The sequence below is a fragment of the Pseudoalteromonas sp. MMG012 genome (assembly GCF_018100875.1).
GTDB lineage: Bacteria > Pseudomonadota > Gammaproteobacteria > Enterobacterales > Alteromonadaceae > Pseudoalteromonas > Pseudoalteromonas aurantia.
Genome location: NZ_JAGJEF010000045.1, coordinates 1 through 13716, shown reverse-complemented (window position 1 = coordinate 13716; position 13716 = coordinate 1). Strand labels below are relative to the sequence as shown.

The 13716-nt window shown below is 40.9% G+C and carries 9 protein-coding genes; 4 read left to right on the top strand and 5 right to left on the bottom strand.

What is annotated here, in order from left to right; genetic code table 11:
- Positions 1-2: 2 nt before the first annotated feature.
- Positions 3-2036, bottom strand: a complete 2034-nt coding sequence (cyoB, locus tag J8L97_RS14685) for a cytochrome o ubiquinol oxidase subunit I (protein ID WP_211050687.1) — start codon at positions 2034-2036, stop codon at positions 3-5.
- A complete protein-coding gene (gene cyoA, locus J8L97_RS14680; protein WP_210996714.1) occupies positions 2026-2874 on the bottom strand; it encodes a ubiquinol oxidase subunit II in 849 nt (282 codons plus the stop codon). Before cyoA ends, cyoB begins: the two co-directional genes overlap by 11 nt.
- Before the next feature lie 246 nt (positions 2875-3120).
- Between cyoA and J8L97_RS14675 the strand changes: the two genes are divergently transcribed.
- Positions 3121-3636 (top strand): hypothetical protein, encoded by a 516-nt coding sequence (locus J8L97_RS14675; protein WP_211050685.1) that lies wholly within the window; start codon positions 3121-3123, stop codon positions 3634-3636.
- 149 nt (positions 3637-3785) lie between these two features.
- On the opposite strand, the gene J8L97_RS14670 is transcribed toward J8L97_RS14675, so the two are convergent.
- On the bottom strand, positions 3786-5501 hold the full coding sequence (locus tag J8L97_RS14670; protein ID WP_211050683.1) for an alkaline phosphatase: 1716 nt from the start codon (positions 5499-5501) through the stop codon (positions 3786-3788).
- A gap of 307 nt (positions 5502-5808) precedes the next feature.
- Between J8L97_RS14670 and J8L97_RS14665 the strand changes: the two genes are divergently transcribed.
- Positions 5809-7068, top strand: a complete 1260-nt coding sequence (locus tag J8L97_RS14665) for an aromatic amino acid transport family protein (RefSeq protein ID WP_211050681.1) — start codon at positions 5809-5811, stop codon at positions 7066-7068.
- 60 nt (positions 7069-7128) lie between these two features.
- Here J8L97_RS14665 and J8L97_RS14660 read toward each other — a convergent pair whose 3' ends face one another.
- The gene (locus tag J8L97_RS14660) at positions 7129-7902 is read right to left on the bottom strand and encodes a peptidylprolyl isomerase (RefSeq protein WP_211050679.1); all 774 of its coding nucleotides are present in this window, start codon (positions 7900-7902) and stop codon (positions 7129-7131) included.
- 310 nt (positions 7903-8212) lie between these two features.
- On the opposite strand from J8L97_RS14660, the gene J8L97_RS14655 reads away from it, so the two are divergent.
- Positions 8213-8653, top strand: a complete 441-nt coding sequence (locus tag J8L97_RS14655) for a hypothetical protein (protein WP_211050677.1) — start codon at positions 8213-8215, stop codon at positions 8651-8653.
- A gap of 162 nt (positions 8654-8815) precedes the next feature.
- Positions 8816-11029 (top strand): EAL domain-containing protein, encoded by a 2214-nt coding sequence (locus J8L97_RS14650; RefSeq protein ID WP_211050675.1) that lies wholly within the window; start codon positions 8816-8818, stop codon positions 11027-11029.
- Positions 11030-11112: 83 nt separating this feature from the next.
- Here the strand turns inward: J8L97_RS14650 and J8L97_RS23975 are convergent, their stop codons facing one another.
- Positions 11113-13449 (bottom strand): methyl-accepting chemotaxis protein, encoded by a 2337-nt coding sequence (locus tag J8L97_RS23975; RefSeq protein WP_211050673.1) that lies wholly within the window; start codon positions 13447-13449, stop codon positions 11113-11115.
- Positions 13450-13716: the final 267 nt, after the last annotated feature.

Sequence of the window (13716 nt, the reverse complement as noted above, 5' to 3'; positions counted from 1 at the left end):
TTTTAGCTGTTAGTTTGAGCGTGCTGCCTAACAGCATCTAGATGTTTTGCTTCAATTTCTTCTACCTGCTCAACTGGCACGTAATAGTCTTTATTACGTTCAAATGAGTACATGATCCAAGATGCAATCATGCCAAGGAAACCAAATGCAGCCATCCACCAAATATGCCAAATAAATGCGAAACCCATCATTAATGAGAAAGCACTGATCACCACACCTGCCCAAGTATTTTTAGGCATATGGATTTTTTTATATTTATCCGGTGCTTGGTATGCTAATCCGTGTTCTTTCTTATAATAATGTTCATCTCTGTCGTGAATTTTCGGCAGCTCTGCAAAGTTGTAAAATGGAGGAGGTGAAGATGTTGCCCATTCAAGCGTCCGTGCATTCCAAGGATCGCCCGTCACATCTTTGTTTTTATGGCGGTCACGAATACTGACAAAAATTTGATAGAACTGCGTCATAATCCCAGCCAACACAATCAATGCACCACCAGCAGCAATCCACAATAACGGTGTCCACTCTGGGTTATCGTAATAGTTCAGACGACGTGTCATGCCATTAAAGCCCAAAATATACAGTGGCATAAAGGCCGCGAAGAAGCCGACAGTCCATAACGCACAGGCTATTTTTCCAAGCTTTTCATCAAGCATAAAACCTGTTGCTTTCGGGAACCAATAAGTCATACCTGCAAAATAGCCAAATACGGCGCCGCCAATGATCACATTATGAAAGTGAGCGATAAGGAACAAACTGTTGTGTAATACAAAGTCTGCTGCTGGGACCGCCAACATGACCCCTGTCATCCCACCGATTGTAAAGGTAAATAAGAAGCTACATGTCCACCACATTGCCGCAGAAAACTCCACGCGACCTTTATACATGGTAAATAGCCAATTAAATATCTTCACCCCGGTGGGGACGGATATGATCATGGTGGCAATGCCGAAGAAGGCATTCACACTCGCCCCAGCCCCCATAGTAAAGAAGTGGTGTAACCAAACGACCATAGACAACACCATGATCACCGCCGTCGCCCACACCAGTGACGTATAACCAAATAAGCGTTTGCGAGAGAAGGTCGCCGTTATTTCAGAGAAAATACCAAAAGCAGGTAAAATTAAGATATAAACTTCTGGGTGACCCCATGCCCAAATGAGGTTCACATACATCATCTGGTTACCACCAAGATCATTGGTAAAGAAGTTCGTGCCAATATATCTATCAAGGGTCAGTAAGGTAATGGTCACCGTTAAAATAGGGAACGAGATAATGATCAATACGTTCGCACACAACGAAGTCCACGTGAATACAGGCATTTGCATTAACTTCATGCCAGGCGCACGCATTCTAAGAATCGTTACGAAAAAGTTAACACCCGTAAGCAAGGTCCCTATCCCTGAGATCTGTAACGCCCAGAGCCAATAATCAACCCCGACCCAGGGACTGTACTCCAACCCAGATAAGGGAGGATATGCCAACCAACCGGTTGCGGCGAACTCACCTACAAACAGCGACACGTTAACCAATACTGCACCGACCACAAATAGCCAAAAACTCAATGAGTTTAAGAAAGGAAATGCCACATCTCTTGCGCCAATTTGCAGTGGCACCACAATGTTCATTAACCCCACGACCAATGGCATGGCGACGAAGAAGATCATGATCACGCCATGCGCGGTAAATATTTGGTCGTAATGTTCAGGAGGTAAATAGCCCGCGCCAACACTGTCGGCGGTGGCAAGAGCTTGCTGCGCTCGCATCATCAGTGCATCTGCAAAACCACGCACTAACATGATGATCGCAGCAATAATATACATTATGCCTATTTTTTTATGGTCAACTGACGTGATCCATTCGTCCCATAGGTAACGCCATTTACCCATCTTGGTTATTAATGCGAATAAGAAGATACCACCCAACGCAACGGCAATCATTACCGGCAAAATAACCGGGTCATGGACTGGAATAGAATCCCATGTCAACTTACCCGTAAGCGGATCTGGATCTGTAATAATGGTGGCTTTACTGCCCATTTTGTACCCCAGTATATTTTTCTATGGTTTTCTTGAAATGCAATGGATCAACATCGGCGAAATGTTCAACCTCATTGTCTTTAGACTTTACGGTCAATGCTTGATAAGTCGTTTCATCCAGTACTTTCGGAGAGGTTTTAACTTTATCAACCCACTGCTCAAATGCTTCATCTGATACAGAATGCGTTTTAAACTTCATACCCGAAAAACCAAACCCACTGTAGTTTGCCGATAAACCTCTAAACACCCCTTCTTCCGACGCCATCAGGTTCAAACGGTTTTCCATACCTGCCATGGCATAAATTTGACTTCCCAAACGAGGTATAAAGAATGAATTCATCACCGTATCTGAGGTGATCAAAAATTCGATGGGTTTATTGACCGGAATAGCAATTTCATTCACCGTAGCAATTTGTTGCTCAGGATAAATAAATAGCCATTTCCAATCTAATGCCACAACCTGAATAGTGAGCGTATCTTCATCTTTCCCCAGAGGTTTCCTTGGATCAAGTGAGTGTGACGTGACATACGTCACATACGCCAATGCCGCAACAATTAAGCAAGGAACTAACCAAACAATGACTTCGATTTTGGTTGAATGTTCCCAATGAGGCTTATATTCAGCCTTGGTATTACCCTTTCTAAATTTGTAAGGAAAATATATCGACATAAACAAAACAGGAATAATGACGATTAAGAGCAAGCCAGTAGAGATTAAAATAAGGTCTTTTGCCTGTTCACCAATCGGTCCTTTCGGGTCAAACAGTGCCAGTTCACAACCACTCAGAGACAGCATGAGCATAATAATAACGAAGCTCAGCAACAACTTTTTAAGCATACGAAACCTATCTGATTTCCATTCTAAACGAATATTTGCGCTTCTTATTCAAAGCATAAATATCGAACTAGAATATTAAATTAACATGATAATAATTACCATTTGCATTTTCGTTGCGATCTTAAATGTTGTTAGACAGAAACTCAACCCCTTACTTGATGTAGATCAAAGATTTTTTTTATCTTTTGACGTATGGCAACTACACTAATTTAAGGTCATATCAATCAAGTATTTATTGGGGGCACAATGAAAAGACTGTTTTATGCGACCAACAACCTAGATGATGCAGAGTCTATTTCCGATGAGGTACATAAGTTAGGCATAGACGATCACCACTTTTATGTGCTCAGTCGCGACGATAGTGGCATCAAATCTCATCATTTGCACGGCTCATCTAACATTGATAAAACGGATATTATTGCCGCTAAAAAACGTGCAAAAATAATGTCTTTCGGGGTATCAGCCATCATCGTTGCAATCATTGCACTGTCAACGAACACGCTTAATAGTCAATTACTTTGGGCCATATTTGCCGCGATATGTGCTTATGTAGTGATAAACTTTATATTGCTCATTACGGGTGGATCATTCGATGGATACTTTAAATCAGTCATTAATGAGCGACTCGACTCAGGTGAAGTCATTATTATTATTGATGTAGAAAAAGCGCAGTCGAAAAAAGTCGAGCAACAACTCGATGCCCATGCCCAAGCACAGTTTTTAGCCGACAGCTCTAATTTGGCTTCGCCTATTCCTGATTAAGAAAATTAGCCAATATGCTGAATAAAATGCAAATTAACCACCTGTGCCGTCAGTAGCACCCTGTTGCGTGGCGCAGGTGGCTTAATAAATTCAAAGTTGATATTTACTCTCTAACTATTATCAATTATTTATACAATCCGTATGGCAACCTACCCCACCGCACGTTGTTGCAAACTACTGTTACGTATCGTAAAGGCTTTTTCATGTACCGAGCTGACAAAGTGCCATTCACTGTGCACTGAATCAGCAGTAAATGTGACGGTCATAAAACCACGCTGATGAATATTAGCAAAGTCCAGATCGTCAATTAACAGTTGTAGCGCGTTCGCAAATTGCTTAGCTTGCTCATCTGGCAATTTAAGGTAGTACTCTAACCCTGGAGAACTCACACCTGGTGTTGCAAACTCATAGCCGCACACATCTCCTTGTGCATTACATAATCTACCCGACCACGCATTATGAGTATCACCAGCAAGCACCACTAAGTTTTTGTTTGCCACTTTTGCCGTCTGTAACACCACTTCACGTTCAACAGGGTAACCATCCCAGGCGTCTAAATTGTAAGGTGCCACAAAATTGACTCTCGTCAACTCTTGTTCCGTTAGAGATGGATCCCCCTCCTTTGCGCGCCCTTTAATTTGTGCTAACGCTAACAATTGCTCCGCCATTGACGTTGATGGATTCGCCAATGCTGTCAATAACTCAGCAGGCATCATCATTTTAGTCATCAACACTTGTTGCCCCAACACTTGCCATTTAGCATTCGACGTTTTCATACTATCTGTCAACCAGGTGAGCTGTTTTGTGCCCAGCAATTGTTGTTTAGGTATAACTAAATCAGCCTGAAAACCTGTAAAGTCCATCGCTCCAGAAGTTGTATCTAGGTAATCCTGATACTCTAGTGGTTTTGCTCGAGCTTCATTGCGCGTATCGAGCATATAAAGCGACACCAAATCACCAAATTCGAACTTCCTGTATAGCGCCTCTGTCTGGTCTATTACATATGGACGAACGGGCATCCATTCATAATACGCTTGCAGTGCCGCAAGTTTTCTCTCACTAAACTCCCCCTCTCCTGCATTATGATTTTCAGCACCTGTTGTGTAGGTATCATTACATATTTCATGGTCATCCCATACAGCAATAAAAGGCGCTTTTTGATGCAATGCCTGCAACCCATCGTCTGTTCGATATTTGGCATAGCGTTTTCGATACTCTTCAAGCGTAATAACTTCATCACTATTATCATCATCAAGCGCTCGACCTAAGGCTTCGGCGCGTTCGGTTGCATATTCACCCATGCCGTACTCGTAAATGTAATCGCCTAGGTGTAATACCGCATCAAGGTCATTCATTGTAGCCGCGTGTGCGTATGCGTGAAAATAACCTGCTGGGTAATTAGCACAGGACAGCACCGCAAACTTAACCTGAGATACGTCACTTTGCGGAAGCGTTTTACATTGCCCTATGGGGGAAACCGTACCATCAGTAACAAATCGGTAATAGTATCGAGTATTGGCTTTTAAACCTGCTAAATCAACTTTGACGGTATAATCACTGTTCTTCAATGCAACCACGCTCTGGCTCATAGCAGCAACCGTAAATTCATCTTCCTCAGACACTTGAAGTGTTAAGTTTATATGATTAGGGTCACCCTCTGGTGTCACTCTTGTCCACAAGATTATACGATCTGCTAGCGGATCCCCGCTGGCAACCCCATGCTTAAAATCAATCTCAACTTCGTTACTCGCGAGTGAGGCTTTATCATGACTGCTGCCACAGCCGACCAATGATAGAGCGACGGTTGTAGCCCCCATACCAAGCAAAGCGCTTTTCATAAAATCACGACGTGATAACGTGCCCATTATTGTTCCTTACATCACTACTTTAATTGAAGAACCAGCATAATAATGATGAGAGATGACAATTGTACGACTGGTCACACCACAATGATGAATTTGCTCACCAAGTGACCTCATTGTTAGATGTCTGGAATATTAAAGTAACTCCATACTTTTATTATGAAATATTACTGGTTGTCTTGAACAATTTTTATGCGTCAATAGATGTTTACTGCATAGCAATGCTTAACTGGCGCCAAATACATGCATCACCTCTTCATTTTCTATATGATGCCGCCCAAATATAATTCTAATGAATAGGATAAAAAGTATGAGTAACGCCTCAGAAGCGATATCACACGATATACCTTCAGACAGTAGAGGATGCTGGAATCAGCATGATACACAGTGGGTGCTAAGCTTATTTGGTACCGCCGTCGGTGCTGGTATTTTATTTTTACCCATTAATATTGGGATCGGTGGTTTCTGGCCATTACTGATCATGACCGTATTGGCATTCCCAATGACGTATTTAGCACATCGAGGGTTAGCCCGTTTTGTACTGTCTTCGAAGCAAGCTGATGCAGACTTTACAGATGTTGTTGAGGAGCATTTTGGTGCGGGAGCCGGGCGGTTAATTTCGCTACTATACTTTTTTTCAATTTTTCCTATTTTACTTATCTATGGTGTCGGATTGACCAATACGGTCGATAGCTTTATCGTTAACCAGTTAGCATTAGAGTCACCACCAAGAGTCGTTCTTTCCGGTATATTAGTTGCTGGCATGATTGCAATTATGATGGGTGGTGAAAAGCTACTGATGCGCACTTTTTCAGCACTTGTATATCCATTAGTCGCAGTACTTTTATTCTTATCATTATATTTAGTCCCTAATTGGCAAATCCCAGTTATCAATACACCCGATGCGGTAAGTCTTACCCAAACCCTATGGTTATCAGTACCTATTGTGGTGTTTTCTTTTAGCCATGCCGCAGCTATCTCAAGCTTTGTGAATGTACAACGCCGTCATTATAAAGAACGTGCTGTTAGCAAATCAGAAAAAATTCTGCAATGTACATCAATCATGTTGATAATATTTGTGCTGCTATTTGTATTCTCTTGTGTATTGTCTTTATCACCCGAGCAAATGACGCAAGCAAAACAGGCGAACGTCTCGGTGCTGTCTTACTTGGCCAATGTTTATGACAACCCCTATATTGCGATGCTGGGCCCTCTGGTGGCTTTTATTGCTATTACGTCATCATTTTTAGGCCATTTTTTAGGTGCACGAGAAAGCTTTAATGGCTTAATGAGTAAGCAAACATCACTCACAATCACCACGATAGACAAACTGGGGGTCACACTGATGTTTATCGCTATTTGGGTCTGTGCCGTACTTAATCCTAGTATTCTCGATATGATGGGCGCTATTTCCGGACCTATTATTGCCATGATTTTATTTATCATGCCAACGATTGCTGTCTATAAAGTACCTGCATTGCAACAATACAAAGGGAAACTAGGCACGTACTTTGTTTTAGCTGTCGGCTTACTGTCTGTGTCGGCATTACTGTTTAATATGCTTGGATAATACCTGATATAAAAGAGACTCAGTGGTTAAAACTGAGTTTCTTTTATAAACTTCTACGAACTAACGTACGCCAACAAACCGACGTCTTAACACGCCCATCATCAGCACGATACTAAAAAATAACGAGCCACTTGATGAAGACCCTGTCGGTTGTGGTTCAGGTGTTGGTGTAGGCACTTTGTTTACTAACACATTAACTGGTGGAGACAATTCATTCGCCGTTGTTGGATCTAAATCAATGATAACAACGCTCGTCACGGATACGAGGTTACCTCCATCTGGGTTTGTATCGGTATCCACACATTGAGCCGATGTATAATTCACTACAGGCACCTCGCCGCAGCGATTTAAGTTCGAAATTTTATCAACAATCACCATCCCCTGAGTGCCAATCACTTCCCCAAATACAGTATAACCCCCATTGTCAGAGTCTAAGCTTGTACTATTATCCTTCAAGTTTATATACCACTGACTGGTTGCGCTATTTGGCTGGTTTTGCAATTTAGCCATTGCAATGGTGCCACGAACATTAGACAACTTAGGCTCATTTACAACGGGTGTATTTGTTTCTATCGCAGTCAGTGGAATGCTACCATCATATTTATAGCCGCCGCCTTGGACGACAAAGTTTGGTACACTGCGGTGTACTGTCGAATCGACATAGCGCGCTTGATTTACATAGCGTAAAAAGTTGCCAACGGTCTCCGGTATCGTTTGATCATATAAGTTGACCTGAAAAGAGCCTTGAGTCGTGTTAAATTCAACAATGGTCGCAGACGCACTAAAACACGTCAACAGTGCTGAAGCTATGGAGCATTCTTTTATTTTATTCATATATGGTTACCTATAAAATCATCGCATTCGGTAAAATTATTGTTAATAGAGCAAAGAATAACGGCAATAAAAACAAATAACCATAAAAACAGAGCAGAGTTACAAAACATAACATCTTTAATGACTTATGTTACAAATGCATGCCATAAAACCCCTGACTAGTGTACATATGGCAACATATTAAAACCTTTAAACGCATCACTGTGACTATCCCAAAAAGTACATTTTTTCTTAAACTTCAGATTTATTAATTTTTTCATATTTGACTATGAAAGAATGTCATCAATGTAAGAAACAAGGAGTGGCTAACTTGAGCATCATAACATCAGCATCACAAAACAGTTTTATCGACACAGCTCGATTATGCATTAAGCAGATCAATGAGAGTTTAAGCTCACCAAATTACATACACTTGACCAGCAACACGCCTTTTATACTCCATGGCGCATATAAAAACGATTCAGCCTGTATCCCCTTAACATTTATTGGCGTAAACGAAAGCCAATTATTATCTCATTCACAATTTACAGGTCACCTCATCGATTTAACAAATGAGATCCGTGGTCAGGAGTATATGGATGAAGCATTATTGATCATTCTCATTACACGCAGAAATAGTCAGCCCATGCTCGCCTTGTTCTCAGAATTTGAAACACTTAATCGACAACTCCCCTCAATAGATATATTGGCTCGTATGATCACCTGCACTGAAATGGCAAAGCTATTTCAAAGGCAGTATCTCCAGCAATAGATCACTTAATTAACATTGAAGCGTAATAAAAATATAAAAACCACAACAAAAAAAATGACAGCGCTATCCTTAAAAAGGCTAGTTTTATAGACTTATAACAATTGCAGCGCTGATAACTTACCGTTACTATTGTTGCAAACCAAATGATTTAAATGAATTATCTTGTATAACTTGCGACACTTTTTTTATCTCGATGACAATGTTCAATTACCACAACAAATGGTCAATTGGCGGATCAGTGCTCTTCGCATCATTTTAGTAACCATGTTGAGTATCTGCGTTGTCATATTACTCCATAATCTTCACGCCTTAAATGACACAAAAAATACTCAGAACTTACAAGTTGCACTGAGCTTAACGACCATTTTGGCCGCTCTGTTATGTTTAAGCCAAAAATTCTACCAACTCTGTGCGCATGCTTTATTATTAGTCATTATTGCAGCAGAAATCTCAATAAACCTATTTACTCCCGCATTGCAAGTAGCACAAATAGGTTCGATTTTTACCTACGTTACTCCCATCATTGCGTTATTATTAATCGGACAGAAAACGGCCTCTTGCTACGCAATTCTTAACCTAATTCCTCTGTATTTTATTTTTCAAGATCTCAGCACCTCAGTGCTCAATGCCCAAAATGAAGTGCTCAATAACGCCAATTATTACGTTCATTGCTTAGTGTTTTTCTTTTTCAACATTTGTATTCCTTTAGCGGTGTGGAGAACAAGCTTGGCAGCAAACCGCCTACATAAACAGTTTCAAAAACACACAAAGCTTTTAGAGAAACAAAAGAACTTATATCGAAAATTCTTTCAAAAAGCCTATTCTGCGATCATATTAGTCAACGAAGAACAGCAAATAGTTGAAGCAAACCAAAAAGCTAAACAGCTATTAAACTTATATCATCACCCGTTACCTTGCCCTATTAGCCATGTCTTAAATGCTGCACTTGATCACACGACAAAACTCTATAAGGTCAATAATGCTATTGTACAAATTGACGCGCAAGAACATCATGAGAAGTCACTATCAGCATGGTATTTAAGTGACGCATCAGAACAATTCTACTTACAACAGCAATTCAAAGCGCTCGGAGCCCAACACCATCAAACAAAATATTTCAATACCCACGTCAATTTGCCAAATACGACATGGTTAACAGAACAAATTGACACAGCCATTCAAGGAGGAGAACCCTTTGCGATAGCCATTGCAGATAATCAAAACTTACAAATGTTGGAACACGGTATCACCGCTGAACAAAGGAAGTTGCTATATAAACATATTAATAAGCTGTTTGAGCACTACCCTCAAGCTGGCAGTTCTGTTGCTTATTTAGGCTCGGGTAGAATTGGTTTTATTGCTCAGCACAGTGAGTCATTACTAACAGTTGCCAAACATTGGCAGAATAATTTGGACTTTTGGGTGAAGCTTGGAGAGCTACAATACCATGCAAAATATGCCATTTCTCTCGCTGCCTACCCTCAGCATGGATATAGCGCTGAACGTCTAATCAAAAACGCAGTGCAAGCATGTGAGCTGCGCCAGTCAAACTCTTTATGCTCTATTTTTGACTTTAGTATCAAAAAACAACGACTCGCTCGCCACGAAATGGCACTTTTACTTGAAAAGGCACTTGAACAAGATGAACTTGAAATATACTTACAAGGTAAGCATTTCTCTTGCAGTCGCCTTATTGGTTTTGAGGCGCTAGCACGCTGGAATTGTAAATTGCTTGGTTTTGTACCCGCAGGCGAATTTATTGCTATCGCCGAAGAGTTTGGCTTAATTGAGATGCTGACCCAGCATATTATAAGAAAATTATGCCAAACTCTATCTCGTTATCCTGAGCTACCAATTCCCGTTGCAGTGAATGTCAGTGCACAAGACTTAGAACAAGACGACTTTGCCACTCAAATAAAAACTCACTTATCGGATCATCGACTCAGTCCTAGCGCAATTGAACTTGAATTAACCGAATACAGTATTGCAAATGACAGAGCACATACTTTAATGCAATTAAAGTCGTTAAGTCAGCATGGCGTAAAAATTGCGATCGATGACTTCGGCACAGGATACTCAAATATCGCACGCTTAATTGAATACCCTATCACTCGCCTTAAATTTGATCGCAGCTTACTCGATCGAATTGATAGCGACAGAAACCAACACGCATTACTCAGTGGAATGGTAAAAATATGTGCTGAAATGGGGATTGCGGCACTCGCTGAAGGCGTTGAAACACCTATACAACGTGACGCACTCGCAAGCCTGGGTATGCAAGAGTTTCAAGGCTATTTATACTCAAAGCCTCAGCCTATAGAGCAAGTGCTGAGTGAATTCGTCAATGAAATACAAAGTGGGCTGCGTACCTACTAAACCAGATGAAAACCCAATAGCCTCAATAATGACAGCGGCTAATCGCCGCTTCAGTCTTAAAGTATGCTTTAAGCAGGTAGGCGCTACAACTTAAAGCGTGAAACCAATTCTTTCAAACGCATATACTCCCCTTCCAATTCATTACAACAACCTGATGCGCTATCGATTGATTGATTGTTATTCGATGCGAGTTCACTTATAGAAGAGACCTGCTGTGCCATATCACGAGCCACTGCACTTTGCTCCGCAGTGGCAGTGGCAACTTGTGAATTATAACCTTCAATTTGTGCCACCTCTTGGTTTATTTCTTCAAACGAGCCGGTCACCTTGTGTGTGGTATCTAAGGTATCTTCTACGCTACCTAACGCAATTTTCATGGTGCTCACAGTTTGTTGTGTTCCATGTTGCAGCGTTTCAATAATAGTTTGAATTTCTTTTGTAGAGTCTTGAGTTTTTTGTGCCAAAGAGCGCACTTCATCCGCAACCACAGCAAACCCCCGTCCTTGTTCACCCGCACGAGCTGCTTCAATTGCCGCATTCAATGCCAACAGATTGGTTTGTTCAGCAATGCCTCTGATCACTTCCAAAACAGAACCTATATCATTACTGTCTTTTGCAACTCTATCAACGCTATTAGATGTCGTTGAGATCGTTTCTTTCAACGTCTCATTGTGATGCATATTTGCTTCTACATTGCGTTTTCCAACATTAACTTGATCCACCGCTGCATGCGTCGCATGATTGGATCTTTTCGCTGATTGCGCTAATGAATCTGACGTCTGAGCCATCTCTTCTATTGCAGCAGACAACCTCAATGTCATTTCTGACTGCTCTTCTGACTGTGTTGTTACAATATTAAAGTTATCTCTCAATGCCGTCACTGAACGACTTAAATTAATCGAGGACTCTGATACCTCTTGCATGGCTTCGTTAATACTTTGCATCATTAAGTTAAACGAACGTTCAACTTGGCCAATTTCATCTTTATCCGATTTTCCTGTTCGCAAATCTGCTCTCAAAGACAAGTCGAGGCTATTCGCTACCGTCATTACAAAATCGTTCAGTTGTAATATTGGCTTAGATAAATAACTTCCTAATACCCAAGCAGCAGTTAAGCCTAAAGTAATAATTATCAAGGTACTAATAGCAACGGTAGTTACCAGCGTATTGTAGATATCATCCAAGGCAGCAAATCCTTCAGATTCATCTATTTCACTTAAAATTGCCCACTGAGCACCACCTACTTGTATCATGCCATATGCCGACGCAACTTTGACTCCTCTATAATCCTCAACGAGCTCAAAGTTTTGCTCGCCTCGCAACGCTGAGCGTACCGCCTTTGTATCTACAGGTGCAATGCCCAAAGACGAGTCCCGCGTATCAATTTGTTTTATAATGTCACTAGCAATACCCGATTGACTCAATGCCGCTAAGTATGCTGATTTATCTTCCAATAAAAACCGGCTTTGAGAGCGCATAAGTCGGTCTTGGCCAACCAAATACGTTTCACCCGACAACCCTAAACCTCGAGATTGCCACTGTTGTTGATACGTCATAATGTCATTAATTCGATCGACGGGCGCTTGTAAAATCAATACACCTATGATGTTGCCATGTTTATATATAGGTGATGAAAAAAACGCAGCTGGCGCTTCATATGATGGTGTATATGGCTGAAAATCAATGATTTTCACTTCACCATCGGATAAGTTCATTCCGGCTTGGAAAGCTTTCCCCAGGCCTGAATTAGCATACGCCCCACTTTTTAATGACGTGGCAAAATCTAGCTCTTTAAATACCGAATAAACCACATTCCCCGTATTCGCGTCTGCGATAAAAATATCATAGTAGCCAAAGGCCTCTAAGATTTTTTTATACGCCGTATGGTATTGAACATGTGCATCTTGATATGCACTGCCATCGCTGGGGTTAATAAGCTCACTTTTACTGCCCAATGGATGCGAGTTATTCGCAATATAAGTATATTGTAAAGCTCGACCATTGTCTGACAGCGCATTTTTCAGCCGTTGTACATCTATCGCTTTCCCATCATTGAGCGATGTATAGGTCGTTAAGAATTGTTGCTGATAGAACTGCGATAACTTATTATCTATTTGATTAGATGCAGTACCAGTGTCTGACAATCCATACTGTTCGAACGCTCGACTAAATTTTGCCGTTGCATCCACTGTCATTGTTGAGCTAGCTAACGTGGTAATGTGTTGCTCTATATTTTCTATGTAACTGACAATTTGTTCAGCTTTAGCATCTCTTAATCCCACTAACCTGTTTTTGAGTTGCTCTTCCAGCGCCTTTGATGTCATCGATTCCGCAATGGTTGTCAGTACTATGGATGTTGCAAGTACGCCAACAGCTATGATAATCGCTACATTCATAACAATTTTTGTTTTTATACGCACACTATTACCTCACCTTTAAAAACATAAAATATCCCTTAAGTGTCTTATAAAATTAGTTGAGTTAACCGTAATAGCCAAACCAAAAACCCATAAAAAAGTATTTATTTTTCATATGACTGACTATACGGCTAGTTGACTAACTAAATATCTACGCGATATTAATACCATCACAATATATCGCTTAATTTGACGTTTGTATGACAACTGGTATCTTTGCATAAGTGAGTATGCTGAAAGAGGCAATTGATACTCTAATTGACTAGGGGT

Bases quoted from the DNA above. Each gene is read 5' to 3' on its own strand.
- J8L97_RS14675 (WP_211050685.1), top strand. From the start codon at position 3,121: ATGAAAAGACTGTTTTATGCGACCAACAACCTAGATGATGCAGAGTCT.
- J8L97_RS14660 (WP_211050679.1), bottom strand. From the start codon at position 7,902: ATGAATAAAATAAAAGAATGCTCCATAGCTTCAGCACTGTTGACGTGT.
- cyoA (WP_210996714.1), bottom strand. From the start codon at position 2,874: ATGCTTAAAAAGTTGTTGCTGAGCTTCGTTATTATTATGCTCATGCTG.
- J8L97_RS14670 (WP_211050683.1), bottom strand. From the start codon at position 5,501: ATGGGCACGTTATCACGTCGTGATTTTATGAAAAGCGCTTTGCTTGGT.
- cyoB (WP_211050687.1), bottom strand. From the start codon at position 2,036: ATGGGCAGTAAAGCCACCATTATTACAGATCCAGATCCGCTTACGGGT.
- J8L97_RS14665 (WP_211050681.1), top strand. From the start codon at position 5,809: ATGAGTAACGCCTCAGAAGCGATATCACACGATATACCTTCAGACAGT.